The 26,858-nt window shown below is 71.6% G+C and carries 25 protein-coding genes and 1 riboswitch; of the genes, 1 reads left to right on the forward strand and 24 read right to left on the reverse strand.

Annotation, left to right across the window (positions count from 1 at the left end):
• Window positions 1-7: 7 nt before the first annotated feature.
• The 24 genes from RY076_RS16760 to rpsA form a co-directional block, all read right to left on the reverse strand.
• Window positions 8-913 (reverse strand): oxidoreductase, encoded by a 906-nt coding sequence (locus RY076_RS16760; protein ID WP_323100103.1) that lies wholly within the window; start codon window positions 911-913, stop codon window positions 8-10.
• 76 nt (window positions 914-989) lie between these two features.
• Complete coding sequence (locus RY076_RS16765; RefSeq protein ID WP_323100105.1) at window positions 990-2,087, reverse strand: TerC family protein; 1,098 nt, start codon at window positions 2,085-2,087, stop codon at window positions 990-992.
• A gap of 194 nt (window positions 2,088-2,281) precedes the next feature.
• Window positions 2,282-2,644 carry an MmcQ/YjbR family DNA-binding protein gene (locus RY076_RS16770; RefSeq protein ID WP_323100106.1) on the reverse strand — a complete coding sequence of 121 codons (363 nt, stop codon included), beginning with the start codon at window positions 2,642-2,644 and terminating at the stop codon, window positions 2,282-2,284.
• Between the two features lie 12 nt (window positions 2,645-2,656).
• Window positions 2,657-4,771, reverse strand: coding sequence for an excinuclease ABC subunit UvrB (gene uvrB / locus RY076_RS16775; RefSeq protein ID WP_323100108.1), 2,115 nt, complete (start codon window positions 4,769-4,771; stop codon window positions 2,657-2,659).
• Between the two features lie 61 nt (window positions 4,772-4,832).
• Window positions 4,833-5,216: a YciI family protein gene (locus tag RY076_RS16780; protein ID WP_323100109.1), complete on the reverse strand. Its 384-nt coding sequence runs from the start codon at window positions 5,214-5,216 to the stop codon at window positions 4,833-4,835.
• Between the two features lie 114 nt (window positions 5,217-5,330).
• Window positions 5,331-6,380, reverse strand: coding sequence for a lipoate--protein ligase family protein (locus RY076_RS16785; RefSeq protein WP_323100111.1), 1,050 nt, complete (start codon window positions 6,378-6,380; stop codon window positions 5,331-5,333).
• Window positions 6,381-6,456: 76 nt separating this feature from the next.
• Window positions 6,457-7,662 carry a dephospho-CoA kinase gene (gene coaE / locus RY076_RS16790; RefSeq protein ID WP_323100113.1) on the reverse strand — a complete coding sequence of 402 codons (1,206 nt, stop codon included), beginning with the start codon at window positions 7,660-7,662 and terminating at the stop codon, window positions 6,457-6,459.
• Between the two features lie 29 nt (window positions 7,663-7,691).
• Window positions 7,692-8,153, reverse strand: a complete 462-nt coding sequence (locus RY076_RS16795) for a PPOX class F420-dependent oxidoreductase (protein WP_323100115.1) — start codon at window positions 8,151-8,153, stop codon at window positions 7,692-7,694.
• A gap of 3 nt (window positions 8,154-8,156) precedes the next feature.
• Window positions 8,157-8,813, reverse strand: coding sequence for a TetR/AcrR family transcriptional regulator (locus RY076_RS16800; RefSeq protein ID WP_323100117.1), 657 nt, complete (start codon window positions 8,811-8,813; stop codon window positions 8,157-8,159).
• A 232-nt stretch (window positions 8,814-9,045) separates the two neighbouring features.
• Window positions 9,046-9,930, reverse strand: coding sequence for a glycerophosphodiester phosphodiesterase family protein (locus tag RY076_RS16805; protein WP_323100119.1), 885 nt, complete (start codon window positions 9,928-9,930; stop codon window positions 9,046-9,048).
• Entirely contained in the window at window positions 9,923-11,044 is a 1,122-nt protein-coding gene (locus RY076_RS16810) for an ABC transporter ATP-binding protein (protein WP_323100121.1), read from the reverse strand. The genes RY076_RS16805 and RY076_RS16810 overlap by 8 nt, the downstream gene beginning before the upstream one ends.
• A gap of 111 nt (window positions 11,045-11,155) precedes the next feature.
• Window positions 11,156-12,460 (reverse strand): ABC transporter substrate-binding protein, encoded by a 1,305-nt coding sequence (locus RY076_RS16815; protein ID WP_323100122.1) that lies wholly within the window; start codon window positions 12,458-12,460, stop codon window positions 11,156-11,158.
• 77 nt (window positions 12,461-12,537) lie between these two features.
• Window positions 12,538-13,470 carry a carbohydrate ABC transporter permease gene (locus RY076_RS16820; RefSeq protein ID WP_323100124.1) on the reverse strand — a complete coding sequence of 311 codons (933 nt, stop codon included), beginning with the start codon at window positions 13,468-13,470 and terminating at the stop codon, window positions 12,538-12,540.
• Complete coding sequence (locus tag RY076_RS16825) at window positions 13,467-14,429, reverse strand: carbohydrate ABC transporter permease (protein WP_323100126.1); 963 nt, start codon at window positions 14,427-14,429, stop codon at window positions 13,467-13,469. Before RY076_RS16825 ends, RY076_RS16820 begins: the two co-directional genes overlap by 4 nt.
• A gap of 108 nt (window positions 14,430-14,537) precedes the next feature.
• Window positions 14,538-15,395, reverse strand: a complete 858-nt coding sequence (locus RY076_RS16830) for a DUF1684 domain-containing protein (RefSeq protein ID WP_323100127.1) — start codon at window positions 15,393-15,395, stop codon at window positions 14,538-14,540.
• Window positions 15,392-16,507, reverse strand: a complete 1,116-nt coding sequence (locus RY076_RS16835) for an LLM class flavin-dependent oxidoreductase (RefSeq protein ID WP_323100128.1) — start codon at window positions 16,505-16,507, stop codon at window positions 15,392-15,394. Before RY076_RS16835 ends, RY076_RS16830 begins: the two co-directional genes overlap by 4 nt.
• Window positions 16,497-18,440, reverse strand: coding sequence for an FAD/NAD(P)-binding protein (locus tag RY076_RS16840; protein ID WP_323100130.1), 1,944 nt, complete (start codon window positions 18,438-18,440; stop codon window positions 16,497-16,499). Before RY076_RS16840 ends, RY076_RS16835 begins: the two co-directional genes overlap by 11 nt.
• Complete coding sequence (ssuE, locus tag RY076_RS16845; RefSeq protein WP_323100131.1) at window positions 18,437-19,564, reverse strand: NADPH-dependent FMN reductase; 1,128 nt, start codon at window positions 19,562-19,564, stop codon at window positions 18,437-18,439. The genes RY076_RS16840 and ssuE overlap by 4 nt, the downstream gene beginning before the upstream one ends.
• Before the next feature lie 9 nt (window positions 19,565-19,573).
• Complete coding sequence (locus RY076_RS16850) at window positions 19,574-20,608, reverse strand: ABC transporter substrate-binding protein (protein ID WP_323100132.1); 1,035 nt, start codon at window positions 20,606-20,608, stop codon at window positions 19,574-19,576.
• A gap of 33 nt (window positions 20,609-20,641) precedes the next feature.
• Window positions 20,642-21,661: an ABC transporter substrate-binding protein gene (locus tag RY076_RS16855; protein ID WP_323100133.1), complete on the reverse strand. Its 1,020-nt coding sequence runs from the start codon at window positions 21,659-21,661 to the stop codon at window positions 20,642-20,644.
• 84 nt (window positions 21,662-21,745) lie between these two features.
• Window positions 21,746-22,528 (reverse strand): amino acid ABC transporter ATP-binding protein, encoded by a 783-nt coding sequence (locus RY076_RS16860; RefSeq protein ID WP_323100134.1) that lies wholly within the window; start codon window positions 22,526-22,528, stop codon window positions 21,746-21,748.
• On the reverse strand, window positions 22,525-23,592 hold the full coding sequence (locus RY076_RS16865; RefSeq protein ID WP_323100135.1) for an amino acid ABC transporter permease: 1,068 nt from the start codon (window positions 23,590-23,592) through the stop codon (window positions 22,525-22,527). Before RY076_RS16865 ends, RY076_RS16860 begins: the two co-directional genes overlap by 4 nt.
• A gap of 147 nt (window positions 23,593-23,739) precedes the next feature.
• The gene (locus tag RY076_RS23680) at window positions 23,740-23,817 is read right to left on the reverse strand and encodes a putative leader peptide (RefSeq protein WP_413785792.1); all 78 of its coding nucleotides are present in this window, start codon (window positions 23,815-23,817) and stop codon (window positions 23,740-23,742) included.
• Between the two features lie 32 nt (window positions 23,818-23,849).
• Window positions 23,850-23,963: riboswitch (SAM riboswitch) on the reverse strand.
• Window positions 23,964-24,276: 313 nt separating this feature from the next.
• Window positions 24,277-25,764 (reverse strand): 30S ribosomal protein S1, encoded by a 1,488-nt coding sequence (rpsA, locus tag RY076_RS16870; RefSeq protein ID WP_323100136.1) that lies wholly within the window; start codon window positions 25,762-25,764, stop codon window positions 24,277-24,279.
• A gap of 208 nt (window positions 25,765-25,972) precedes the next feature.
• Between rpsA and RY076_RS16875 the strand changes: the two genes are divergently transcribed.
• Entirely contained in the window at window positions 25,973-26,785 is an 813-nt protein-coding gene (locus RY076_RS16875; RefSeq protein ID WP_323100199.1) for a class I SAM-dependent methyltransferase, read from the forward strand.
• The last annotated feature ends 73 nt before the right edge of the window (window positions 26,786-26,858 follow it).

Genomic DNA, 26,858 nt, shown 5'->3' on the forward strand with positions numbered 1-26,858 from the left:
GGGCGCGTCAGGCGGGTGAGGACGGCAGGTCGAAGCTGCGCCGCACCACCGCGTCCCACACGCGGTCACCGCCGAGCAGGCGAGTCGCGACGAGCGCCTTGGCCGCCGGGGTGACGAGGTAGCGACTGCGCGGGTGCTCGGACTCGACGGCCTTCGCGACGACGCCGGCGATGACGTCGGGCCCGACCGCGTTGCGCGAGCGGTAGTTGCGCTCGGTGACCTGGTCGGACGTCGCCCTCAGGGCGGCGTACGGTCCGTCGTCACCGCCGCGCGACAGCCCCTGCGAGGCGACGTCACCGAACTCGGTGCGGGTCAGACCCGGCTCGACGAGCACGACGTCGACGCCGAAGGGGGCGACCTCGACGCGCAGCGCGTCGGTCAGCGCCTCGACCGCGTACTTCGAGGCGTGGTACCAGCCACCGGTCGGGAAGGTGATCCGACCGCCCATCGAGCCGATGTTGACGATGCGGCCGCGGCCGGCGGCGCGCATGCCCGGCAGGACGAGCTGGCACATCCGGCCGAGCCCGAAGACGTTCGTCTCGAACTGGCGGCGGACCGCCTCGAGCGGCACCTCCTCGACCGGCCCGTACTCGCCGTAGCCGGCGTTGTTGACGAGGACGCCCACCGCGCCGTGCTCCCGCTCCACCTCGGCCACCGCGGTCCGCATCGAGGACTCGTCGGTGACGTCGAGCTCGAGGGTGCGGGCCCCGGCCGCGGCCAGGGCCTCGAGGGTCTCGGGGCGGCGCGCCGTCGCGTAGACCACGTGCCCGTCCGCGACGAGCCGAGCGGCCGTCGCGTGGCCGATGCCGGAGCTGCACCCCGTGACCAGCACCGCGCCCCGACGCGTCGCGTCGCCCGCGGCGTCCCCGGTGTCCCCGGTGCCGCCGGTCGTCGTGCCGTCCGTGCTGGTCATCGCCTGCTCCTCGTCCTGCCACCCGGGCGGTGGTTCCACCGCAACCTAGCGCGGGACGCCCCGGCCCGGCGAACGCTCAGGAGCGGGGGTGGGCCGCGTCGGCGTTCGAGGGCTCCGAGGACTCCGAGGACTCCGAGGACGTCGTCGCGGGGGTACCGGCCTCGACCGCGCCGCCCGCGCCGCCGTCGACCGCCTCGCCGTTGCGCGCGTCGCGGCGCGACTTGAGCAGGCTGGCGACCGTCGTCACGCCGAGGATGACGACGATGGCGCCGAGCGAGACGGAGATGGGGATGTCGGGCACGCCCTCGATCGGCTGTCCGCCGTTGACGAACGGCAGGTTGTTCTCGTGCAGCGCGTGCATGACGAGCTTGACGCCGATGAAGCCGAGCAGCACGGCCAGGCCGATGCTGAGGTAGACGAGGCGCTTGAGGAGCCCGCCGATGAGGAAGTACAGCTGGCGCAGGCCCATGAGCGCGAAGACGTTGGCCGTCAGGACGAGGAAGGGCTCCTTCGTCAGGCCGTAGATCGCCGGGATGGAGTCGAGCGCGAAGAGCAGGTCGGTCGTGCCGAGCGCGAGGATGACGATGAACATCGGCGTGACGAGGCGCTTGCCCTGCTCGAGGACGGTCAGGCGCGTGCTGTTCCACTCGGTCGTGGCCGGGAAGCGCTTCTCGACCCACTTGAGGAACCGGTTCTCCTCGAACTCGTCGTCGTCGCTCTCGCCCTGGGTCGCGAGCTTGACCGCGGTGTACACGAGGAACGCACCGAAGATGTAGAAGACCCACGCGTAGGCGTTGATGACGACGGCGCCGAGGCCGATGAAGATGCCGCGCAGCACGATGGCGATGACGATGCCGATCATGAGGGCCGACTGCTGCAGCTTCTGCGGCACCTTGAAGCTGGCCATGATGAGCAGGAAGACGAAGAGGTTGTCGACCGACAGCGAGTACTCGGTCAGCCATCCCGCGTAGAACTCGCCCGCGTACTGCCCACCCCACTCGAACCACACGAAGAGGCCGAAGAGCACCGCCGCCGCGACGTAGAAGGCGAGGTGCCTGCCGGCCTCGGCCATCGAGGGCACGTGCGGCCTCCTCGCGATGACGAGGATGTCGATGAGGAGGAACACGGCCATCAGGCCGATCGTGAGGAACCAGCCCCACACGGGAACGTTCATGGGCACAACCTTCCGGTCACCGAGATCAGCAACCGGAGGTCTCTCCCGCCCCGTCGCACCTGGCGACCGGACCGACGGGACCGGGAGCAGTGGTGAACCGCTCCGTGATGACGAGCCCGTCGCAGCAGGGATACTCCCCTCCGAGAACGCCTGATCCTCTCACCACGAGGTTCCCACGTCGAATCGGCGCCCGCCTACTGGGCAGCCGGGCGCTGCCGGCGCGGCAGGCCGGCCACGACGAGGTCGTAGGACGTGTCGAGCGCCTCGAGCAGCTCGTCCTCGGCGATCGCGCCGTCGGTGCGCAGCGTGTTCCAGCCGTGCCGTCCGATGTAGGCCATGACGGAGGCGTCGTCGGGGTGGCGGTGGAGCCACTCGTCGGCCTCGTCGCGGCTGCGCGCGCACTTGAGGCCGATGGAGCCCGTGCCGAGGAAGGCGAAGATCTTGTCGCCCACCTTGGCGACGGTGTCCCCGTCCCACGGCGAGTCCTCCCAGGCGCCCGGCTTGCCGAGCGCCTCGGCCCGCAGCCGGGCGGCGACGGCCCCGCCGCGCCGGGTCATCTGCTCAGCCCCTCACCGGGTGGCCGCGCTCATCTGACGCAGCTCCTTCTTCAGCTCGCCGATCTCGTCACGCAGGCGGGCCGCGAGCTCGAAGTGGAGCTCGGCGGCGGCCTGGTGCATCTGCGTCGTCAGCTCCTGGATGAGGCCGGCGAGGTCGGCCGCCGCCATGTCGGCGGGACGCTCGGACCGGCCGCCGGCGGAGACGCCGACGTCGGCAGCCATCGCGCCGCGACCCGCGCCGCTCTTGCCCCGCGTCTGCATCCGACCCGAGCCGAGCAGCTCCTGCGTGTCGGCGTCCTCGCGCTCGAGCAGGTCGGTGATGTCGGCGATCTTCTTGCGCAACGGGGTCGGGTCGATGCCGTGCTCGGTGTTGTAGGCGATCTGCTTCTCGCGGCGCCGGTTCGTCTCGTCGAGCGCCTGCTCCATCGACGGTGTCATCTTGTCGGCGTACATGTGCACCTGACCGGACACGTTGCGAGCCGCTCGGCCGATGGTCTGGATGAGCGAGCGGGCCGAGCGGAGGAAGCCCTCCTTGTCGGCGTCGAGGATCGACACGAGCGACACCTCGGGCAGGTCGAGGCCCTCCCGGAGCAGGTTGATGCCCACGAGCACGTCGAAGACGCCGGTGCGCAGCTCGCGCAGCAGCTCGACGCGGCGCAGCGTGTCGATGTCGCTGTGGAGGTAGCGGACCCGGATGCCTTTGTCGAGGAGGTAGTCGGTGAGGTCCTCGGCCATCTTCTTCGTCAGGGTCGTGACGAGGACGCGCTCGTTGCGCTTCGTGCGCTCTTGGATCTCGTGCATGAGGTCGTCGATCTGGCCCTTGGTGGGCTTGAGCACGACCTCCGGGTCGACGAGGCCGGTCGGGCGGATGATCTGTTCGACGGGGGTGCCGGACTTGGCCAGCTCGTACTCCCCCGGCGTCGCCGACAGGTAGATCGTCTGGCCGATGCGCTCGAGGAACTCCTCCCACTTGAGAGGGCGGTTGTCCATCGCGCTCGGCAGACGGAAGCCGTGCTCGACGAGCATCCGCTTGCGCGACATGTCGCCCTCGTACATCGCCCCGATCTGCGGCACGGTCTGGTGCGACTCGTCGAGCACGAGGAGGAAGTCCTCGGGGAAGTAGTCGAGCAGGCAGTTCGGCGCGGAACCGGCCGTGCGCCCGTCGATGTGGCGGCTGTAGTTCTCGATGCCGTTGCAGAAGCCGACCTGGCGCATCATCTCGAGGTCGTACGTCGTGCGCATGCGGAGCCGCTGCGCCTCGAGGAGCTTGCCCTGCTTCTCGAACCGGGCCAGCTGGTCCTCGAGCTCGAGCTCGATGCCGCGGGTCGCCCGCTCCATTCGCTCGGGGCCGGCGACGTAGTGCGATGCCGGGAAGACGTACATCTCCTGCTCCTCGGCGACGACCTCGCCGGTCACGGGGTGCAGGGTGTAGATGCGCTCGATCTCGTCACCGAAGAACTCGATGCGGACCGCGAGCTCCTCGTAGACGGGGATGATCTCGACCGTGTCGCCGCGCACCCGGAAGGTGCCGCGCGTGAACGCGAGGTCGTTGCGGGTGTACTGCATCTCGACGAAGCGACGCAGCAGGTCGTCACGGACGACCTCCTGGCCGACCTTGAGCCGGGCCATCCGGTCGACGTACTCCTGCGGCGTGCCGAGGCCGTAGATGCACGACACCGACGCCACGACGATGACGTCGCGGCGGGTCAGCAGCGAGTTGGTGGCCGAGTGGCGCAGCCGCTCGACCTCGTCGTTGACCGACGAGTCCTTCTCGATGTAGGTGTCCGTCTGCGGGATGTACGCCTCGGGCTGGTAGTAGTCGTAGTAGCTGACGAAGTACTCGACGGCGTTGTTCGGCAGCAGCTCGCGGAACTCGTTGGCCAGCTGCGCGGCGAGCGTCTTGTTGGGCGCCATGACGAGGGTCGGACGCTGGACCTGCTCGATGAGCCAGGCCGTCGTGGCCGACTTGCCGGTGCCGGTGGCACCGAGCAGGACGGTGTCGGTCTCCCCCGCCCTGACCCGGCGCGCGAGCTCGGCGATGGCCGTCGGCTGGTCGCCGCTCGGCGTGTACTCGGAGATCACCTCGAAGGGTGCCACCGTGCGCTGCAGGTCGGTCGTGGGACGCATGGCTCAACCGTACGTCGCACGACCGACAGCGCCCACTCGCCTACTGCCCGCTGTCCACTGCCTACTGCTCCCAGACGTAGGCCGGCCGCAGCTCGACGGTGTCGCCCGGACCGGCGAACTGCACGGCCAGCTCCTCGGCCCGCTCCGGCGAGGCGACGTCGAGCAGGAAGAAGCCGGCGAGGTGCTCCTTGGCCTCGGCGTACGGCCCGTCCGTCGCCACGGTGCCGCTCGCGTCCCAGCGGTAGAGCCGGGACGACACGGGGTCGCCGAGCGCCTCGCCGCCCTTGAGCTCGCCGCTCGCCGACAGCTCGTGCAGCATCGCGTCGAACGCGGCACCACCGCGCTCCCGCTCCTCCTGCGGGCGGGCGAGCGCCTCGGGCATGAAGTCACCGGTCGGGTGGCCCCACGGTCGCGGGTTGGAGTGGATGAGGATGACGTACTTCACTGTGGGCGTCCCTTCGGTCGTGAGCGGCCAGTCTGCCGCCTCGGAGGGGACGTCGGAGCCGTCGGCCCCGTCTCGACGTCGAGTCTCGACATCAAGTCGAGAGGTCAAGCGACCTCACGGCACGCGGTTGGTCCACTCCGGCGTCGCGAACTTCGTGTCGACGAGGCGTCGGGCCTCGCCCAGCTCGGCCTCGGTGTACTCGGACTGCGTACTGCGGTAGCGGCGCGAGAACGACGCGGCGAACGCGTCGAGGATCGCCTCGCGCGACAGCCCGGTCTGGCTGCGCATGGGGTCGACCCGCTTGTTGGCCGACCGGTGGCCCTTGTCGCTCATCTTCTCCCGGCCGATCCGCAGCACCTCGAGCATCTTGTCGGCGTCGATGTCGTAGGACATCGTCACGTGGTGCAGCACGGTGCCGTCGGCGAACCGCTTCTGGGCAGCCCCGCCGATCTTGCCGGCCTCGCTCGCGATGTCGTTGAGCGGCACGAAGTGCGCGCGGACGCCGACCTCCTCGAGAGCGCCGATGACCCACTCGTCGAGGAAGGAGTAGGACCGCTCGAAGCTGAGGCCTTCGACGAGCGAGCCGGGCACGACGAGCGAGTACGTGATGCAGTTGCCCGGCTCCATGAACATCGCGCCGCCGCCGGAGACGCGCCGCACGACGTCGATGCCGTGCCGGGCCGCGCCCTCCGGGTCGATCTCGTTGCGGACCGACTGGAACGAGCCGATGACCACGAGCGGGCTGTCCCAGTCCCAGAAGCGCAGCGTCGGCGGGCGCTCGCCGCGGGCGACCTCCCCGGCGATCACCTCGTCGAGCGCGACGTGCAGTGCCGGGTGCAGGACCCGTGGCGGTATGACGTCGAACGCGTGGTCGTCCCAGCCGGTCGCCTTGCCGAGGGCGCGGCGCACGGCGATGCCGATGGCCTCGGGCGTGAACCCGACGAGCGCCACGGAGTCGTCGAGCGCGGCGGTGACGGCGGAGGCCAGCCGTTCCACGCCGGCGTCGACGGGCAGCCCCGTCAGGGCCGCGTTGATGTCGTCGAGCGCCTCGTCGGGCTCGAGGAAGAAGTCGCCGGACACGCTGACCGACGCCAGCCGTCCGTTCGCCTCCTCGACCTCGACCGCCACGAGCTTGCCACCGGGGACCTTGTACTCACCACGCATGACGTGGACAACACGGACACCCCTCCGTGTATGCCGGACGCGTGCGGCGCCCGGCGGCGCGCCGGTGCCCGACGCGTCAGGGACGCCAGCCGGTGCGCGCGGCCCACGCGTTCGCGCGGTGCCAGGCCCCCTCGAACCACGGCTCCTTCGCAACGACGTACTCCGAGGTCGTCGGGTGCTGCCCGAGCAGCCGACGCTTCTCGGCGGCGTACGCGTCCCGCTCGGCGGGCTCGTGGCGCAGCCAGTCGCGGAACAGGATCGCGAAACGCCAGCCGGCAGAGCCGTGCTCGCGAACATGGACGTGCACGTGGTTGCCGGGGTCGCACCCGCCGAGGAACTGCTTGAGCCAGGCGGACGCGTCAGCTCCCTCGGGATGCGGCGTGTCGGAGTGGATGCCGTGGTTGAACACGTAGCCGGCCCGCGCGAACGCCGCTCGCACGTCGTCGCGCTCGACGTCGGCGAGGTGGTGGACGCCGACCTGCACGTCGACGACGTCCTTGGCGAGCAGGCCCGGCACCGACGTGGACCCGACGTGCGACACCTCGCTGACGACGCCGGTGGGGGCGAGGGCGGCCGCGAGCCGGGCCACCACGCGCTCGGCGCGCGCCTCCCAGTCGGGCCGCGGCTCGACGACGCAGTCACTCGCCCGGTCCGGGCGCCGCGAGCGAGTACCGCCTGCGAGGTTGGCCGCGTACGGGGCGAGCCGCTGCTCCCACAGGGCGTCGACGGCCCGCGCCAGGTCGTCGGGGCTGCCGTCGTTGGGCAGGACGACGTCGGCGACCGCCCGGCGCTGGGCGTCGGTGGCCTGCGCGGCGATGCGGCGCCGCGCGTCGTCGGCCTCGAGCCCACGCTGCTCGACGAGCCGGCGCACCCGGGTGTCCGGGTCGGCCTCGACGATGACCGCCAGGTGCTCGTGCACCCAGAGGCCGCGCTCGACGAGCAGCGGCATGTCGTACACGGACACCGCGTCGGCGGGCGCACCGGCCCTCAGGGCGGCGACCCGTGCGACGATCGCCGGGCCGGTGATCGCGTCGAGGGCGGCCAGCTCGTCGGCGTCGGCGAAGACGACGGCGGCGAGACCCGCGCGGTCGAGGGTGCCGTCGGGTCGGATCACCGCCGCGCCGAAGCGTTCGCGGATCGCCGCGAGCGTCGGCCGCCCGGGCTCGACGACCTCGCGGGCCACGGCGTCGGCGTCGACGACGTGCGCGCCGAGCTCGGCGAGCCGCCGTGACACCGTCGACTTGCCCGACCCGATCCCTCCGGTGACCCCGACGCGCAGCATCCGGCAACCCTACGGGCGCGGGGCCCGCGTCAGGCGAGGCGGGCCGGGAATCCGCCCGTGGCGATCGGGCCCCAGCGCGTCGGTGTGACGCGCAGCAGGGACTTGCCCTGGTCGTGCATCGCCTGCCGGTACTCGTCCCAGTCGGGGTGCTCGCCGGAGATGGCGCGGTAGTAGTCGACGAGGGGCTCGACCGAGTCGGGCAGGTCGATGACCTCGCAGTCGCCGTCGACCTGGAGCCACTCCCCGCCGAAGTCGTCGGACAGGACGAGGACGCTGACCGCCGGCCGACGGCGGGCGTTGGTCGTCTTGGCCCGCTCGGGGTAGGTCGAGATGACGATGCGGCCCTGCTCGTCGACGCCGCCGGTGATCGGGGAGGTCTGCGGCCTCCCGTCGGAGCGGGTGGTCACGAGGACCATCGAGTGGCGGGGCCGGACGAACTCGAGCATCCCGTCACGGTCGACGGTGGTGTTGGTCGCGATCTGGCGCGGCATCGGTCACTGCCCTCCTGCGCTGGCCCGGTCGAAGACGGCCACGAGCGCCTCGGCCAGCCAGGTGGCGTACATCTCGTGGGTCCACCCGCAGCGGCGGACGAACCGGTCGTAGATCTCGGGCGCCGTCAGGGTCCACACGAGGTCGGTGAAACCCTTCCGGTCCAGCCCGCGGGGCAGGCCGTGGGCCGCCTCGAGCGCGTTGAGCGCGTTGGTGTTGCCGGCCCGGCGCTCGGAGTCGATCGTCGCGACGAACTCCTGCAGGCCGGTGTCGCCGCCGGCGCCCTGGGCGAGGATGACGCCGAGGAGGGGCCCGACGCGTTCGTAGATCGTCGCGCACAGGGCCGCGTACGCCCGCACGAAGCCCTCGCGGTCGGGGGCGTCGGACATGGCGCGGAACTCCGGCCGGTCCTGCATCGCGACGGGCTCGTCGTCGCCGGCGAGGAGCACGTCGTAGACGGCCTTGACGACGTCGGCCTTGCCGCCGATGGCGTTGTAGACGGTCTGGGCGCTGACGCCCGCGGTCGAGGCCAGCTGGCTGACGGACATCGCGTGGTAGCCGTCGGCGAGGAGCATGCCGCGCGCGGCGTCGACGATCCGGCGGCGGGTCGCCCGGGCCGCCTGAGCCCGGGAGCTGTTGTCGTACGCCCGGTCTGTTGACATCTGCGCCCTTCGTGGGGATCATGAGTTTCGCTGGAACGTGGTTCCAGCGAATGGGTGGGGTCAGGGGTCCCCACCCGTTTGCTGCGCCCACCGGCACAACGGGGCCGACAGCGGCGACCTGTCGACGATCGAGTGTCGCACGAACGCCCCGCCCGACCCGCAGGGGTCGGCTCGAGGGGGAACGAGGGATCGCACCGGGACGACCCGGCGCGGTCCCTCGTTGCCGTCCGGCTCAGCGCAGGCCGGCGACGACCGCGAGCGCGCGGTCCGGGTAGTCGGACACCAGCCCGTCGACGCCGGCCGCCACGACGGCGCGGACGTGGTCGGGGTCGTTGACGGTCCACGGCAGGACGCCCAGACCGAGGTCGTGGGCGCGGTCGACGAGCGCCGCGTCGACGAGCACGTGCTCGGGCGACAGGACGTGCGCACCCACCTCGGCCGCGCCCGCTGCCACGTCGTCGCCGTGCGCCGCGACGTCGACGCCGCCGGTCCACGGGCTGCCCGGCACCCACGTGACGCCGGACTCGACGAGCGCCGAGCGGGCGACGTCGGGCGCTACCTCCCGAGCCCGCTCGAGCACCGACCAGTTGAACGAGTGGACGAAGCAGCGGTCGTCGACGCCGAGGTCGTGGACGACGTCGAGGACGCCGTCGAGCAGCTCGTCGCGGCGGGCGACCTCGGTGCGGTCGCGCGGGTCGACCTTGAGCTCGATGGTCCACCACACGTGCGGGGCCCGATCGAGACCGTGACCGACGACCTCGCGCAGCGTGGGGATGCGGGCGCCGGGGTCGGTGCGCTGGCCCGGGAAGCCGGCCAGACCCTGGCTGCCGACGTCGACGGTGCGCAGCTGCTCCAGCGTCAGCTCGTCGACGCGTCGGCCGACGAGCTCCGGGCTGGCGGCCCGGCACTTCAGGGGCAGCAGCACCGGGTCGTGCCACACGACGAGCTCGCCGTCGGCAGTGAGGCGCACGTCGAGCTCGACGCCCGTGACCCCGGCGTCGAACGCCGCGGTGAAGCTGGCCAGGGTGTTCTCGACGACGAGACCCTTGGCGCCGCGGTGCCCCTCGACGTCGAAGCGCCCCGACGCCCACGGGCCGCGCGACGGGGCCTCAGCCACCGAGCCGCTCACCCGTGGCGGCGTCGAAGAGGTGCACCTCGGCGTGGTTCGGCGCGACGTGCACGACGTCGCCGACCGCGAGGTGGGTCCGCTTGTCGAGGCGCACCGTGACGCGGGTGGCCTCGGGCCCCGCGCCGACCGGGCGGCCGTAGACGAACGACTCCGACCCGAGGGCCTCCACGAGCTCGACGCCCAGCGCCAGCGCGTCACCGGACGCGTCGGTACCCCTGGACCCGTTGCGGGCCGCAGGGTCGTCGACGACGTGCCACGACTCCGGCCGCAGGCCGACGACGACGCGCTCCCCCGCCTGCGAGGCGAGCCCGCGCTCGACGGGCACGGTGACACCGAGGACGTCGGCACGCCCCTCGCGCACGGGCGACTCGACGAGCGTGATGGCGGGCGAGCCGATGAAGGAGGCGACGAAGGTGTTGACCGGCTGGTCGTAGAGACGTTCGGGGGTGTCGACCTGCTGGAGCCTGCCGTCGCGCAGGACGGCGACGCGGTGGCCCATCGTCATCGCCTCGACCTGGTCGTGCGTGACGTAGACGGTGGTGATGCCCAGGCGACGCTGCAGGCCGGCGATCTGCGAGCGCGTCGACACGCGCAGCTTGGCGTCGAGGTTGGACAGCGGCTCGTCCATGCAGAACACCTTGGGGTTGCGCACGATCGCGCGGCCCATGGCGACGCGCTGGCGCTGGCCGCCGGACATCTGGCCCGGCTTGCGGTCCAGGAGCGTGTCGAGCTCGAGGATCTTGGCGGCCTCGGCGACGCGCTCCCTCGTCTCGGCCTTGCTCACCTTCGCGTTGTCGAGGGCGAAGGCCATGTTCTGGGCGGCGGTCATGTTCGGGTAGAGCGCGTAGCTCTGGAAGACCATGGCGATGTCACGGTCGCGGGGCCGCACGCCCTTCTGGTCGTGGCCGTCGACGAGGATCCGGCCACCGTCGACGGGCTCGAGGCCCGCGAGCATCCGCAGCGTCGTCGACTTGCCGCAGCCCGACGGGCCGACGAGGACGAGGAACTCACCGTCGGCGATGTCGAGCGTGATGCCGTCGACCGCCGGAGCGTCGTCCTTGCTGAACCGACGAGTCGCCTCGTCGAAGTACACGGTTGCCATGGATGGCCTCTCGGGTGGTCCGGGTCGGGGCTGCGATGTGGCTGCGATGTGGCTACCGGTCGCCGGACCGCCCACGCGCAGTGAGCAGTCCGGCGACGCCGGCACGACGCGTCAGGCGCCGAGCTTGCTCTTGATCTGGCTGTCGAAGACCTGCTGGCTCTCGGCGTCGAGGCCCTTGAAGACCGTCGCGACGTCCTGGCCCTGGACGATCTGGTCCAGGCCCTTGCCGATGCGGGCGCCGCCGCCGGGCAGGAGCACACGGACGTTGTCCTGCGAGCGGGTCTTGGGCAGCTGCTCGATGGCCGTCTTGGCGTTCGGGTTCTTCTCGAGGAACGCCTTCTCCTCGGGCAGGTCGACGGCCGACTTGCGCACCGGCATGTAACCGGTCGCCTGGGTGAAGGTCACCGTGTTCTGCGCGTTCGTCAGGAACTCGATGAACGTCAGGGCGTTCTTCTTGCGGTCGTCGGAGATGCTCGCCGGGATGCCGACGCCGGCGCCACCGGTCGGGCAGTTGCCGTCGCCGGGCAGGAACGCCGTGCCCACCGAGAACTTCGCGTCCTTGGCGACGCCGCCCAGCGAACCGGTAGACATCATGCTGCACGCGACGATGCCGGCCGTGAAGTCGGGCGCCGGGTCCTTGGACAGCTTGAGGAAGCCCTTCTTGGCGAGGTCCTGCAGGTACTGGCCCGCCTTGACCGTGTTCGGGTCGGAGGAGGTCGGCGTCCACTCCTTGGAGTACGCCCCGCCGTAGCCCCAGACCATGTTCTGGAAGACCCAGTCGAGGTAGTTCGAGCCGTCGGGCAGCTCCATGACGATCTTGTCCGAGCCGGCCGCGGCCTTGAGCTTCGGTGCCCACGTGAGGAACTCGTCCCAGTCCTTCGGGCCGCGGTCCTCGAGACCGGCCGCCTTCCAGAGGTCCTTGTTGTAGTAGAAGAGCGGCGTGGACCGCGAGTACGGCAGCGCGAAGTGCTTGTCGTCGAGGTTGTAGTCGTTGTACAGCGCGTCGACGTAGTCGGACGTGTCCGCCTTGGCCGCCGACAGGAGGTCGTCGAGGGCGGCCAACTGCTTGTTGAGGGCAAAGTTGAACCACGTGACGTCGGAGACGACGACGACGTCGGGCAGCTGGCCACCGGCGAGGGAGGCGTTGAACTTCTGCGCGACCTCCTCGTAGTTCTTGCCGGCGTCGACGAGCTTGACCTTGAGGCCGGGGTTCGCCTTCTCGAACGCGGCGATGATCTGCTGCTCGACCGGCTTGCTGTTGCCCGGGTGGTTGCTCCAGAACTCGATGGTGTTGCTCGAGCCGCCGCCGTTGCCGCCGCTGTTCGGAGCCGTGCCGGTACCGGCGCAGGCGCTGAGGCCGGCGATGCCGGCGGCCCCGGCGAGGCCGAGGAAGCCGCGGCGTGAGAACTCGTTCATGTCGTGTGTTGCCTTCCCTGTGGTGATGAGATCGCTTGCGTAGGAGGGTGTTCCGGATGGTCTGAGGCGTGCGGGGGTCAGCTCTTGACCGCGCCGGCGGTGAGGCCCTTGATCATCTGCCGCTGGAGGAAGAGGAACAGGACGAGGATCGGCAGCATCGCGAGGACCGTGCCGGCCATGACCGGGCCCCAGTTCGTGACGCCGTCGTTGTTCTGCAGGAACGTCAGGCCGACGGGCAGGGGCGCCGTGCTCTCGTCGTCGGACATGAGGAACGGCCAGAGGTACTCGTTCCACTCGTTGACGACGGTGATGAGCGAGAAGGCCACGAGGGTGGGCCACGACATCGGCATGACGACGCGCCACAGCAGCTTCATCGGCCCCGCACCGTCGAGGCGGGCGGCCTCGATGATCTCGCCGGGCAGGCTGAGGAACTGGTTGCGCATGAGGAACGTGCCGAAGGCGACACCGGCCAGCGGGATGATGATGCCCTGGAAGGTGTTTCGCCAGCCGATCTGCGCGACGAGCGCGTAGTTGCTGATGACGGTGATCTGGTTGGGCACCATGAGGGCCGCGATGACGACGAGGAACACGATGCCGCGCCCCGGGAAGCGCAGCAGCGACAGCGCGTACGCGCTGATGACGCCGAGGACGATCTTGGCCACGGACGTCGCCGACGTGATGATCACCGAGTTGCGCACGTAGTCGAAGAACGGGATGCGCGTGGTCAGCTCGTGGTAGTTGGCGCCGGTCGCCGGGTCGGGCCACCACTGCGCCGGGCGTACGTAGATGTCGCCGCGCTCCTTGAACGAGGTGATGAGGATCCAGAACAGCGGCACGGCGATGACGAGGACGACGAGGACCATGCCGACGTAGCCGAGCACCGTCAGGAGCGGGCCGCGGTGGTGGGCCGAGGCCTCGACGCCGTGGCCGTCCCGGCGACGCCGGCCGCGGGTGAGCTCACGCGGAGCGGCGTCGTCGTCGGCGGTACCGACGATGGTGGGTGCACTCATGACTTCTGTCCCCTGTCCATGAAGCGCACCTGCACGACGGTGACCGCCAGGAGGATGACGAACATGATGGTCGCGACGGTGGCGCCGTAGCCGGCCCGCTGGTTGACGAAGGTCTCCTGGTACACTTGGTAGACGAGCGTCGTGGTGCCGTTGCCCTGGGGGCCGCCGCGCGTCATGACGTTGATGATGTCGAACACCTGGACCGAGCTGAGCAGCACGGTGATCGACAGGAAGAAGGTCGTCGGTCGCAGCTGCGGCATGAGGACGCGACGGAACCGCGTCCAGGCCGAGGCTCCGTCGATCTCGGCCGCCTCGTCGAGGTCGGCGCGCCGACCCTGCAACGCGGCGAGGTAGATGACGAAGGTGTACCCGAGGTTCTTCCAGATGTAGGTGAAGGTCACCATGAACAGGGCCCAGCCGGGCTCCTGGTAGAAGTCCGGCGAGCTGAGGCCGACGCGCGTGAGCAGGTCGTTGACGAGCCCGAAGCGCGGGTCGAAGACGAACTGGAACGCGATGCCGATCGCGGCCCCCGAGATGACGAAGGGGGCGAAGACCACCGAGCGAACGAGGTTGCGGCCCTTGAGCTTCTGGTCGAGCAGCAGTGCCAGGCCGAGGCCGACCGCCATGGAGATGCCGACCGTCGCGATGGTGAACACCAGGGTGTTGCGCAGGATGATCCGCGTGTCGTCGCGACCGAACCACTCGGTGTAGTTGGCGAACCCGACGGGGTTGGCGATCGGCGAGCTGATGTTCCAGTCGGTGAAGGACAGCCGGATGTTGTCGAGCAGCGGCCGGTAGGTGAAGACGATGAGCAGGACGAGGTTGGGCAGGAGCAGGAGCGCGGCGAGCGTCCACTCCCAGGCTTTCCCGCTGGAGCGCCGCGGCGCGGGCCCGACGGGTGCCGGCGGGCCCGCAGCAGTGCGCGGTTGAGTCGGTGTCTCGGTCCCCTGTGACTGCACCCCGTCAACCTAGCCACCCGAGGGCACCGAATGCGGCTTTGGCGCGTCAGGCTTTCGACGTCGTGGTGAACACTCCCTCCGCATCGAGGAGCCTGTCCGTGGAGAACATCATGCCGGGCGCTTCTCCCCGGCGGTCACGGCGACGGGCAGGCGGTTGCCGTCGACCGGCGCCGGGCACGTGCCGAACTCCGTGAAGGCGAACGGCAGGTTGACGGTGCGGTTGAGGTCGACCTCGAGGGTGCCGTCAGGCGCAGGGGCGCTGGTCCGGACCGTCCGCCAGGCGGCAGAGTCGGCGTCGTTGGTCAGGTCGTGGAAGAGCAGGCCGAGGCCGTCACCGGAGCGGGTCGCCGCGAGGGCGTGCCATGCACCGCCGAGCTCGACCTCGACCGTCCCGACGATCCGGGCCTGCTGGAGCAGGTCGGGCCGGGCCGTCGCGACGGTGACGTCGGTCTCGACGTCTGCGGGTGTGAACCGACCGCGTCGCACCCATGCGGGGTCGTGCGGCCAGGCCGGGACGCCGGTGAAGCGTCGACGCGTGTGCGCGCCGGGGTCACGGGTGCGCACGGCGAGCCGGCCGCCGCGGCGCAGCAGCTCGACGACGCGTTCCCCGTGCCGCAGCCAGGACACCGAGCCCGCCTCCGCGACGTCGGCACCCTCGGGCGGCGCGTCGAGGGCGGTGAGTGTGGGATCGTCGACGCCCGCGGCCGCGGACCCGGTCCGGGCGACCTCGACGTGCGCCCCTGCGCCGTCGGCCCACCAGCGCCCGGGCAGGCCGGGCAGCGCGGCCGGGGCGGTCGGCAGCCACGAGAAGCCGGTCAGCGACAACCAGCCGTGCTCGGCCGACAGCTCGGCGTCGCGCGAGGCGCGCCAGGCCTCCCACGCCTGGCGGGCGGCCGGGTGGGTCGCCAGGTGCGACGACGAGTCTCTCTGCACCGCAACGGATCCGGTGGCGGGTGCCGCACTCATGCGACGGCCTCACGAGCGGCCGCGGCCTCGCGACGGGCGACCTCGTCGCGGACGAGCGGGATGACGTGGCGGCCGAAGTCCACGGCGTCGTCGTAGAGGTGGTACCCGCGGGCCGAGAAGATCCGGACGCCGAGGTCGTAGTAGTCGAGCAGCGCGGCAGCGATCGTCTCGGGGGTGCCGACGAGGGCGGTGCTGTTGCCACCCCCGCCCGTCGCCGCGGCCGTGGCGGTCCACAGCGCCCGGTCGTGACGCTCCCCTCCGGCAGCGGCGGCCAGCAGGCGCTGGGAGCCCGCGTTCTCGGGATGGGAACCGTTGCGGCGCAGTCGTCCTCGCGTGGACGCGCCCTGCGCGGTGCGGGTCTGGATGGCCCCGAGCGTCCGCTCCGCCTTCTCCCAGGCCAGCTCTTCGGTCGCGGCGATGATGGGCCGGAAGGCCACCTGGATCGTCGGCGTCGGCCGACCCGCCGCGGAGGCGGCGGCACGGATCGTCTCGACCTGCTCGGCCGTGCCGGCGAGCGGCTCGCCCCAGAGGGCGAACACGTCGGCCTCCTCCGCACCGACCCGGTAGGCCGCGGGGCTCGAGCCACCGAAGGAGATGCGCGGCCGGGGCTGCTGGAGCGGCTTGATGTCGGCGAGGAAGCTCTCGAACCGGTAGTGCTCGCCCGCGAAGTCGAACGGCTCGTCGCTCGTCCACGCCTGCTTGAGCACCTGGATGAACTCGCGGGTGCGGTCGTAGCGCGCGTCCTTGGGCAGGTGGTCGCCCTCGGCGGCCTGGTCCGCGGTGCTGCCACCGGTGATGACGTGCACCTCGAAGCGTCCACCGCTGATGTGGTCGAGGGTGGCGAACGTCTTGGCGGTCAGCGTCGGGTAGGCCGTGTTCGGCCGGTGCGCCACGACGAGGTTGAGCCGTTCGGTTGTCGCGGCGACGTGCGCGGCGACCTGGGCCGGGTCGGGCGATCCGGAGTGGTAGGCGAAGAGGATGCGGTCCCAGCCGTTGTCCTCGTGGGCGCGGGCGAGGCGGGTCGTGTAGGCGAGGTCGAGGGCGCCGCCGCTACGGGCGGTCGTCTCGGTCCCGTCGTTCGTGGCGGCGATGCCGAGGAACTCAACTGACATGGCGATACTCCTTCTCGGTGGGTCGCTCGTGCGCGGTGGGCACGGCGCGGGGGTGGTGCGTCAGGGTGGCTGTGGGGGCGGCCCGGCGTGCGGGTAGCGGGACGGTGAGCAGCTCGCGCGCCACGGCGTCGTTCTGGCGGAACGCGGGGCCGTTGAAACCCGGCCGGGAGAACCCGCCCGCGCCGGCGGAACCCGAGACCGACGGGCCGAGCAGGAAGCGGTGCGGGTGCGCCGTGCCGTCGGCCCGGACCGCGCGGGCACGTCCGTCGGCGACGAGGCGTCCGCCGCCGATCGGGCGGCCGCCGGCTGTGGTCGCCGACGTGGCCGACAGCTCACCGGCGTCGACGAGCGTCGCGACGAGCGCGTCGGTGACGAGGCTCCCGTCGGTGCGGGGCAGGCGGGCGTCCACGGCGGCCCGTGCCCGCACGGTCCGGACGTCCGACCGCCCGACGAACGCCCCGTCCTCGACGGTGAGCCTCACGTCGGGGCCGAGGAAGCGCACGACACCGGCCCGGTGCAGCGCGAGCAGCTCGGCGAGGCGGCGCGGCGGCGGTCCGCTCGCGAGGAACGAGAAGAAGCCGTGCAGCTCGCCGTCGACGTGCCGCACGCGGTCCTCGTCGCCGAGGCGCCCGGCCGCGACGAGCTCGATGACGACGCCATACACGGCCAGGAGGGCGTCGAACACGGCACGGTCGCTCGAGCGACCGGGGTCGGCACGACGCTCGAGGTCGGCGGCGACGTGGGCCGCCACCCGTCGGTCGAGGTCCGCGCGATCCAGGCCTGAGACGGCGCCCGCCGGGCCGTGGTGCAGCGGCCGGTCGATGGCGTCGACGTCGAAGAGGTCGTCCGGTGCGACGTGCGCCTCGGCGGCCCGCACGAGCTCGCCGGTCGTGACGTCGGCGGCCACGAGCGCGCGCTCGAGCGCCTCGAAGGACCCGCGGGTGCGCTCCGGGTGGGCCTCGAACAGTCGCCGGTAGTGGGCGACGGCGAGCTCGAGGACGACGAGCGGCCACACCTGCGTGCGGTAGTCGAGCAGTCCTCCACCGGCGAGCGCCGCGACCCGCTCGCGGGTCAGGTGCCGCAGGGGCGCCGGCCCGTCGGTCGGCCGGCGCACCTCGTAGCCGAGCTTCGCGTGGTAGGGCACGCCGCGCCGCGAGCCGACGTGGAGCACCGGCTCGTGCCCGCTCGGGTGGTAGGTGAGGTCGGCCGGCCCGGTCCCGCTGCCGGTGAACCGGCCGCCCCTCCCCTCCGCGAGCAGCACGGCGAGGTCGACGAACGCGAGCCCCATGCCGCGCACGACCACCGGCTCGCCGGGGCGCAGCGACGTCAGGTCGAGGTCGGCGGTGTGCCCGGGCGGCACGTAGGTCAGGCCGTGCTCGCGGGCCGCGTCGAGCAGGGCCCGCTCGTCGGCGGCGGGCGCCTGCTCGAGGTAGCCCTGGGCGAGGACGACGAGGTCGACGGTCAGCGTCCCCCCGTCGCCGAGGGTGAGGCGCTGGCGGTGGCCGTCGTCGTGGAGGGCGACGGCCCGCGTCGGGTGGACGCGGACCGTCGCCCGGTCGCCGAGCCGCGCCCGGGTTCGCTCCCACACCCAGGCGAGGTACTCGGCCTGGACGACGCGCGGCGCGAAGTCGCGCCGGCCCGGGCCCCTGCCCCCGGGCCGTGCGCCCGACCAGTCGGCGAGGGACGGACCGGGGTCGACCGGCCCATCGCACGTCACCGAGGCGTCGGTGAAGACCGTGACGTCCTGCGCCTCGGAGTTCATCCAGAGCAGCGGTGACTGCTCGGTGCGCCAGATGCGGCCGCCTCCCGGCGGGTACGGGTCGATGACGTGCACCTCGAGGTGCTCCTGCGTCAGGGGCAGGTTGGCCGCGACACGCTCGAGGATGCCGAGCGCGCGCGGACCCGCCCCGACGAAGGCGAGCGTCCGGGTCACGCCGCACCCCACGCGTCGACGCGTCCGGCGGGCTGCTCGGGGGCCCGGCCGGCGGCCCACGGCGCAGGGGCCGCGACGCCGGAGGTCGGCAGCTCCTTGTCGAAGGCGTGCGGGCCGACGGCCTCGGGGTCGACCGACGTGTCGAACGCCGGCACGTATCCGGCCGCGAGGTAGAGCGCCCGCGCCTCGGGTTGGCGCGGTCCGGTCGTCAGGTGGATCCGCCTGTACCCCAACGACGCCGCCGCCCCTTCGAGCTCGGACAGGACGCGTCGGGCCAGGCCCTGCCGCCGGAACTGGGCGTTGGTCCACACCCGCTTCACCTCGGCTGTCTCGGCGTCGTAGCGCCGGATCGCTCCGCCGGCGATGGTCTGGCCGTCGCGCACCACGACGAGGAACGCGCCGTCGGGCGACTCGAAGTCGTCGACGGGCACCTCGGTCAGCTGGGTCTCGGCCGTCGTCCGTCCGTAGCGCGTGCCGTACTCGACGACGAGGTCCTCGAGCAGGGGCGCCGCGACGTCGTCGCGGGGCGAGACGCGCAGGACGACGTCGTCGTCGGGTCCGGCGGCCGGGGCCGGGCTCAGGTGCGGCCGCGACCGGGCGAGCTGCGCGAGGAACGACTCGGTGACCTGGTGCAGCGCCCGCCCCGACCCCTCGGACAGCAGGACCCCGCCGTCGGAGGGGTAGACGTGCACGTCGCCGGCCAGGACGAACCAGCCCTGCGTGACGTGCTCGGCCCCGAGCGAGACGAGCACCGGTCGGAGGGCGTAGTCGACGGCCAGCACGTGGGCCGGGCTGCCGCCGGTCGCGACGGGCAGCACCGTCTTGCCGCGCAGGGCGTACTGCGGCAGCAGGTCGAGCAGCGCCTTGAGCAGACCGGTGTAGGCCGCCTTGTAGACGGGCGTCGTGACGACGACACCGTCGGCCGCGGCGATCGCCGCGACGACGGCCGCGACCTCGGGGTGCGTGGCGTCGGCGTGCAGGAGGGCGCCGGCGGGCAGGTCGCGGACGACGACGCGGGTCACGTCGTGGCCGCGTACCTGCAGGCGACGCTCGACATGGCCGAGGACCGCCTCGGTGCGCGAGGGCGCCGATGGGCTACCGGACAGAGTGACGATCGATGCCATGGCGGTGCCTCACTTCGTGGACGTGGTGGAGGTGGGCCTGGGCAGCCCGGGGGGATTGACCTCGGACGTCGGGACGGCCTCGGCCGTGAGGCCCCAGCGCTCGAGGACCTTGGCGTAGCTGCCGTCGGCGATCGCGGCGTTGATCGCGTCCGAGACGGGCTTGGCCAGTCCGCTGCCCTTCTTCGTCAGGACGCCGACCTTGCCCGGGATCGGGTAGCTCGACGACACGGTGCCGACGATCTGCGTCTTGCCGGCCGTCACGACGTGGTAGGTCGCGGTCGGGTTCGGCCCGAGGTACAGGTCGATGCGCCCGGAGTCGAGCGCGAGGTAGTACTCGGTCGTGCCCGGGTAGTAGACGAGCTCGGCCGGGGCCCGGCCCGCCTTGGCGTTCTCCCCGTTCCAGCGCAGCAGGATCGCCTCCTGCAGCGTGCCGGAGCCGACGGCCACCCTCTTGCCGGAGACGTCGGCCGGCCCCCGGACCGTCAGGCCCGAGCCCTTCTTCGCCTCGAACGCGTGGAGGCCGAGGCGGTAGGTGGCGAAGTCGTACTTGTCCTTGCGTTCCTCGGAGACGCCGACGTTGGAGATCGCGGCCTCGTACTTGCCGGAGTCGATGCCGATGAAGAGGTTCTCCCAGCTCGTCGTGCGGATGTCCGCCTTGAGGCCGAGCACGTCGGCCACGAGGTGGGCCACGTCGATCTCGACCCCGATCGGGGTCCGGTTGTCGTCGGCGGTGAAGTTGAGCGGCGGGATGCCGCCACCCGCGCCGCCGCTCCCGATGACGAGCTGTCCGCTCGCGCGGAGGTCGGCGGGCAGCTCCGCGGCGATCTCGGGGTGCAGCGTGCCGGCGGGGCGTTTCTGGCTCGCCGACGTGTCGAAGGCCACGGGCAGGACCTTGGAGTCGCCGAGGTCCTTGGGGTCGACGTGCGTGGCGCCGGTGGCGACCGGGTCGGCACACGCGGCGAGCGACGCCGCGCTCGTCAGCAGGGCAGCAGCGACGACGAGGGAGCGGCGCCGTGCCGCCGGATGGGTCGGGTTGGTGCTCATGGGAGTTCGTCTCCTGGGTCGGTGGTCCTCGGGTCAGCTGGTCTTCGGCAGGCCGGGCGGGTTGACCTCGGACCTGGCCACGGCCTCGCTCGAGAGGTTCCAGCGGGCCAGGACCTTCGCGTAGCTGCCGTCGGCGATCGCCGAGTTGATGGCCGCCGCGTACGGCGCTGCGAGCCCGGAGCCCTTCTTCGTCAGGACGGCGATGAGGCCCTGGAGCGACTCCCCGGCGCCGGAGAAGTGCCCGATCGCCTCGGTCTGGCCGCCGGTCGCGCCGTGGTAGGCGACGCTCGGGTTGGGGCCGAAGTACGCGTCGATGCGGTGCGAGGCGAGGGCCAGGTAGTAGTCGGTCTGCGACTGGAAGTACTTGACGTTCGCGGGCGCGAGGCCGGCCTCGACGTTCGCCTTGTTCCAGTCGAGCAGGATCTTCTCCTGGTTGGTCCCCGACCCGACGGCGATGGTCTTGCCGGCGATGTCCTTGCCGCTGTTGACCTTCCACGTGCCGCCCTTGGGCGCCTCGAAGGCGAGGTCGTCCTTGCGGTAGGTGGCGAAGTCGTACTTCTCCTTGCGCTCCTCGGTGACGGTGACGTTGGTGAGCGCGACGTCGTACCGGCCGGAGTCGATGCCGAGGAAGACGTTCTCCCAGCTCGTGGCCGGTGTCTCGACCGTCAGGCCGAGCTTGTCGGCGAAGAGGTGGGCGAGGTCCACCTCGACGCCGATGACGGTCTTGTCGTCGTCGGCCGTGAAGACGAGCGGCGGGGTGCCGCCGCCGGCACCGGCGTTGGCGGCCGTGATCGTGCCGCGGTCGCGGATCGCCTTCGGCAGCAGGGCGGCCGCCTTCTCGTCCTTGGCCGCGGTGATGCGCTTCTGGTCGGGCGAGGTGTTGACGCCGGCCGCCGACGCGCCGGGGCGGGCGGCCGCCGCGGTGCCGGAGCTCGCCTCGGCGGGTCCGGAGCAGGCGCTGACGGTCAGGGCCGCGACGGCGGCCAGGCCGGCAACGGTGAGCCGCAGGCGCGAGGCCGGGGTGATGGCGGTCGGGTTCTGGGTGCTGGGCATGGTGGAGCTCCTCTCGGCACCGGTGCGGTGCGAGTCGTGGCGTGAGGGGGGTGAGGGGTGGGGGTGCCGCCGCGGCGGCAGGAGTCAGAGGACGCGCTCGAGGAAGGCGCGGGTCCGCTCGTGGCGTGGGGCGTCGAGCACCTGGTCCGGCGGGCCCTGCTCGACGAGGCGACCACCGTCGAGGAAGACGACGGTGTCGGCGACCTCGCGGGCGAACCCGACCTCGTGCGTCACGACGACCAGCGTCGCCCCGTCGCGCGCCAGCTCCTTGATGACCTCGAGCACCTCTCCGACGAGCTCGGGGTCGAGAGCCGAGGTCGGCTCGTCGAAGAGGATGACGTCGGGGTGCAGGGCCAGCGCCCGGGCGATCGCGACGCGCTGCTGCTGGCCCCCGGAGAGCTGCCGAGGGTAGGCGGCGGCCCTGTCGGCGAGGCCGACGCGTGCCAGCAGCCGACGAGCCTCCTCCTCGACCTCGGAGCGGCGGCGGCCCTGGGCCGACACCGGCGCCTCGACGACGTTCTCGAGGACGGTCAGGTGGCCGAAGAGGTTGAACTGCTGGAAGACGAACCCGATCCGGCTGCGCTGGCGCAGGATCTCCCGTTCCGACAGCTCGTGGATCCGGTCACCCGACTGGCGGTAGCCGATGAGGGCGCCCTTGACGCGGACCTGGCCCCGGTCCACCTTCTCGAGGTGGTTGATGGTGCGCAGGAGCGTCGACTTGCCCGAACCCGAGGGGCCGAGCACGACCGTGACGGTCCCTTCCTCGAGCCGCAGGTCGATGCCGTCGAGGACGACGTGCCCACCGAAGGACTTGGTGACGTCGCGGAGGTCGACGACCGGTGGTGCCGTCGCGGTGGGGATGCTCATCGGGCCTCCCCCTGGGCGTCGGTGGTCCGGACGCCGACGCCGGCGAGCCGCGACCGCAGGCGCTGCAGCGGCGTCGGGGGCAGGGCTCGCGAGCTGCCCTTGGCGAAGTACCGCTCCACGTAGTACTGGCCCACCGACAGCAGCGTGGTCAGGACGATGTACCAGACCGTCGCCACGAGCAGCAGCGGCACGACCCGGGAGTTGCGGCCGTAGATGACCTGCACCTGGTAGAAGAGCTCCGGGATCGCGAGCACCGAGACGATCGAGGTCCCCTTGAAGAGGCTGATGACCTCGTTGGCGGCGTTGGGCAGGATCGAGCGCATCGCCTGCGGCAGGACGATCCGGGTTAACTGTCGCGTTCGCGGGATGCCGAGGGCGGCCGCGGCCTCGCGCTGGCCCTCGTCGACCGACAGGATGCCGCCCCGGATGATCTCCGCGGCGTACGCGGCCTGGTGCAGGGCCAGGCCGAGGACGGCCGCACCGAGGGCACCGAAGAGGTCGTTCGTCGAGACGCTGCCGAACGAGGGCCCGAAGGGCAGGCCGAAGGAGATCGTCTGGTACAGGTAGGCGATGTTGAACCAGAAGAGCAGCTGGACGATGAGTGGGATCGAGCGGAACGCCCAGATGTAGGTCCACGCGACCGAGCGCAGGAACCCGTTGTGCGACAAGCGCATCGCGGCCAGCACGACGCCGAGGGCGAAGCCCGTCACGGTGCCGAGGACGGTGAGCTGGATCGTCGTGCCGAGGGCGCGCACGATGGTCTCGCTCGCGAAGTAGGCGGCGAAGGTCGGCCACTCCCAGCCCGGGTTGGTGGCCAAGCCGTTGACGAACATCGCGACGAGGACGAGCACGGCGGCGACGCCGACCCAGGTCCACGGGGTGCGCCGCGGGACGACGGTCAGGCCGGTCCCGGCATCGTGGGCGTCGTGGGCGTCGTGGGCGTCGTGGGCGTCCTGGGCGTCCTGGGCGTCGGGAACGGCGCTCGGTGACGGCGTCGCTCGTGGTGGTGTCGGAGCCGCCGGCGAGGCGGTCCGCGGGACGGAGGCGGTGGACACGGAGGTCACGGGGTTCTCCTGGGGACGCGGGGGCACCCGTGCGGGACGGGTGGCGTGGTCGGTGGTCTGCGTCGGCCGCGTCGGGCCCACGGGATCACCGTGCGGCCGGACGCGCACCGCCCGGGCGTCGTCAACCGACGCGGCGGGGGCGGTGGGTCACCGGCGACAGAGCGCGCTGGACACCCGGAGCAGGTCGACGTGACGACGGGCCACCGGGGTGGTCGTCCGTGCCATGACTGCTCCTCGGGTCCGGGACCCGATCCTCGAGTCCGCGCTTGCCGGAGCCCGTCGGGCGCCGGCCAGGTCCTCACCCGGAGCACCCCGCCGCGGAGGAGGGTTGCTGTCCAGCGAGCCGGGGCTTGGCACTGGAGCTCTTGACCTGCCACCGACACTACGGACGGCCCACCCGGTGCGCAAACCTCCCGAACCACCCCTGCCGCCCCCGGCGGCGCATCGCCACCACTCTCGACCCTTCATCGAGTTCCCTTGGCGCGCAGCCACATTCGGCGCTCCGTGCCACCTCGAGCGAAGGGCATAATTCCTACTCAGCGCATCGGATATTGGCCGAGGACTTCTTGAATCCTGAGACGGGGCGCCCGCCCTGGCACCACTCCCCCGGTCCCCGGAGACGCGACAGGGCCCCGGACCAGATGGTCCGGGGCCCTGTCGACGTCAGAGCGTCAGAGCGTCAGCTCAGTTGCCCGTCAGCTTCTCACGGAGAGCCGCGAGCGCCTCGTCGGAGGCGAGGGTGCCCTCGGCGGGAGCCGGCGCGTTGCGCTGCTCGTCGCCGCCCTGGTCGCCCGTCGCGGACGAGTAGGACGTCGAGGTGCTCGGGCTGGACGCAGCCTCGGCGTCGGCCTTCGTCGCGGCGTCGACCTGGGCCTTGTGGGCCTCCCAGCGAGCGTGGGCGTCGGCGTACTGACGCTCCCACTTCTCGCGCTGGGCGTCGAAGCCCTCGAGCCACTCGTTCGTCTCCGGGTCGAAGCCCTCGGGGTACTTGTAGTTGCCCTGCTCGTCGTACTCGGCGGCCATGCCGTAGAGGGTCGGGTCGAACTCCGACGCCGCGACGGCCTGGTCGTTGGCCTGCTTGAGCGACAGCGAGATGCGACGACGCTCGAGGTCGATGTCGATGACCTTGACGAAGATCTCGTCACCGACGTTGACGACCTGCTCCGGCAGCTCCACGTGGCGCTCGGCCAGCTCGGAGATGTGCACGAGGCCCTCGATGCCGTCCTCGACGCGCACGAACGCACCGAACGGGACGAGCTTGGTGACCTTGCCCGGGACGACCTGGCCGATGGCGTGGGTCCGGGCGAAGTGCTGCCACGGGTCCTCCTGCGTCGCCTTGAGCGACAGGGAGACACGCTCGCGGTCCATGTCGACGTCGAGCACCTCGACGGTGACCTCGTTGCCGACCTCGACGACCTCGGACGGGTGGTCGATGTGCTTCCACGACAGCTCGGAGACGTGGACGAGACCGTCGACGCCGCCGAGGTCCACGAACGCACCGAAGTTGACGATGGAGGACACGACGCCCTGACGGACCTGGCCCTTCTGGAGCTCCTTGAGGAACGTCGTGCGCACCTCGGACTGCGTCTGCTCGAGCCACGCGCGGCGCGACAGGACCACGTTGTTGCGGTTCTTGTCGAGCTCGATGATCTTGGCCTCGATCTCCTTGCCGACGTACGGCTGGAGGTCGCGGACACGGCGCATCTCGACGAGGGAGGCGGGCAGGAAGCCGCGCAGGCCGATGTCGAGGATGAGACCACCCTTGACGACCTCGATGACGGTGCCGGTGACGACGCCGTCCTCCTCCTTGATCTTCTCGATCGTGCCCCAGGCGCGCTCGTACTGGGCGCGCTTCTTGGACAGGATCAGACGACCTTCCTTGTCCTCCTTCTGGAGGACGAGGGCCTCGACCTCGTCACCGACCTGGACGATCTCGCCCGGGTCGACGTCGTGCTTGATGCTCAGCTCGCGCGAGGGGATGACACCCTCGGTCTTGTAGCCGATGTCGAGCAGGACCTCGTCCCGGTCGACCTTGACGATGCGACCCTCGACGATGTCGCCGTCGTTGAAGTCCTTGATGGTGGCGTCGATCGCCGCAAGGATGTCTTCCTGAGAACCGATGTCGTTGATCGCGACCTCAGGAGCGGTCTTCTCGACCGTGTTGGCAGTCATGTAGTAGGAACTCCGATTGTGGACAGTTACGTTGGAGACCTCGTGGCGGCGAGCCCGTGGCCCGGTGCCCCGACGTCGTGTGGACAGGTTCAACATTGAGCGCACACAGTCGTGTGCGCCGAGCAATCCTATCGGCGCTGTCAGCATCCGGTCAAAAGGCGGGACGGACGCCGTGAGCACACCTGAGAACACCCCGACGCCCGTACCCATCCAGGTGCCCACCGAGGCGACCCGCCGTGCGGCCGCCGCGCGCGAGACCGCGACGGCCAACCGCACGTGGTGGGACGCCGAGGCGCCCGGCTACCACGCCGAGCACGGCGCCTTCCTCGGTGACACCGACTTCGTCTGGGGTCCCGAGCGGCTGCGCGAGGAGGACGCCGGCCTGCTCGGCGACACCGCCGGGCGCGACGTCCTCGAGATCGGCGCCGGCTCGGGCCAGTGCTCGCGCTGGCTCGCCGGGCGCGGCGCCCGGGTCGTCGCGAGCGACCTGTCGGCCGGCATGGTCGCCACGGGCCTGCGCGTCAACGCCGGGCTCCCGCCCGACGCCGCGACCCACGTCCCGTTCGTCCAGTGCGACGGTCGCTCGCTGCCCTTCGCCGACGCGTCGTTCGACGTCGTCTTCACCGCCTACGGGGTGGTCCCGTTCGTCGCCGACTCCGACGTCGTCATGGCCGAGGCCGCTCGCGTGCTGCGCCCCGGCGGCCGGTTCGTCTTCTCCACGACGCACCCCGTGCGCTGGGCCTTCCCCGACGACCCCGGAGCTCGCGGCCTGACGGTCACCCAGTCCTACTTCGACCGGACGCCGTACGTCGAGCAGGACGCGTCGGGCCGGGCCACGTACGTCGAGCACCACCGCACCCTCGGCGACCGCGTCCGCGAGATCGCCGCCGCCGGGCTGCGGCTGCTCGACGTCGTCGAGCCGGAGTGGCCCGAGGGCCACGACGAGCCGTGGGGCGGCTGGTCGCCGCTGCGGGGCCGGGTGCTGCCTGGCACCGCCGTGTTCGTCTGCGAACGCTCCTGACACCAGCCCTGACACCAGCCCTGACACCAGCCCTGACACGCTCCGGGCATGCCGGTGGCGGGGGGGCCGGGGG

Source organism: Intrasporangium zincisolvens (genome assembly GCF_034724055.1).
Lineage (GTDB): Bacteria > Actinomycetota > Actinomycetes > Actinomycetales > Dermatophilaceae > Monashia > Monashia zincisolvens.

Coding starts and splice junctions, on each gene's coding strand:
- RY076_RS16760 (WP_323100103.1), bottom strand. CDS start 913: ATGACCAGCACGGACGGCACGACGACCGGCGGCACCGGGGACACCGGG.
- RY076_RS16765 (WP_323100105.1), bottom strand. CDS start 2,087: ATGAACGTTCCCGTGTGGGGCTGGTTCCTCACGATCGGCCTGATGGCC.
- RY076_RS16770 (WP_323100106.1), bottom strand. CDS start 2,644: ATGACCCGGCGCGGCGGGGCCGTCGCCGCCCGGCTGCGGGCCGAGGCG.
- uvrB (WP_323100108.1), bottom strand. CDS start 4,771: ATGCGTCCCACGACCGACCTGCAGCGCACGGTGGCACCCTTCGAGGTG.
- RY076_RS16785 (WP_323100111.1), bottom strand. CDS start 6,380: ATGCGTGGTGAGTACAAGGTCCCCGGTGGCAAGCTCGTGGCGGTCGAG.
- coaE (WP_323100113.1), bottom strand. CDS start 7,662: ATGCTGCGCGTCGGGGTCACCGGAGGGATCGGGTCGGGCAAGTCGACG.
- RY076_RS16795 (WP_323100115.1), bottom strand. CDS start 8,153: ATGCCGCGCCAGATCGCGACCAACACCACCGTCGACCGTGACGGGATG.
- RY076_RS16800 (WP_323100117.1), bottom strand. CDS start 8,813: ATGTCAACAGACCGGGCGTACGACAACAGCTCCCGGGCTCAGGCGGCC.
- RY076_RS16810 (WP_323100121.1), bottom strand. CDS start 11,044: ATGGCAACCGTGTACTTCGACGAGGCGACTCGTCGGTTCAGCAAGGAC.
- RY076_RS16815 (WP_323100122.1), bottom strand. CDS start 12,460: ATGAACGAGTTCTCACGCCGCGGCTTCCTCGGCCTCGCCGGGGCCGCC.
- RY076_RS16820 (WP_323100124.1), bottom strand. CDS start 13,470: ATGAGTGCACCCACCATCGTCGGTACCGCCGACGACGACGCCGCTCCG.
- RY076_RS16830 (WP_323100127.1), bottom strand. CDS start 15,395: ATGAGTGCGGCACCCGCCACCGGATCCGTTGCGGTGCAGAGAGACTCG.
- RY076_RS16835 (WP_323100128.1), bottom strand. CDS start 16,507: ATGTCAGTTGAGTTCCTCGGCATCGCCGCCACGAACGACGGGACCGAG.
- ssuE (WP_323100131.1), bottom strand. CDS start 19,564: ATGGCATCGATCGTCACTCTGTCCGGTAGCCCATCGGCGCCCTCGCGC.
- RY076_RS16850 (WP_323100132.1), bottom strand. CDS start 20,608: ATGAGCACCAACCCGACCCATCCGGCGGCACGGCGCCGCTCCCTCGTC.
- RY076_RS16855 (WP_323100133.1), bottom strand. CDS start 21,661: ATGCCCAGCACCCAGAACCCGACCGCCATCACCCCGGCCTCGCGCCTG.
- RY076_RS16860 (WP_323100134.1), bottom strand. CDS start 22,528: ATGAGCATCCCCACCGCGACGGCACCACCGGTCGTCGACCTCCGCGAC.
- RY076_RS23680 (WP_413785792.1), bottom strand. CDS start 23,817: ATGGCACGGACGACCACCCCGGTGGCCCGTCGTCACGTCGACCTGCTC.
- rpsA (WP_323100136.1), bottom strand. CDS start 25,764: ATGACTGCCAACACGGTCGAGAAGACCGCTCCTGAGGTCGCGATCAAC.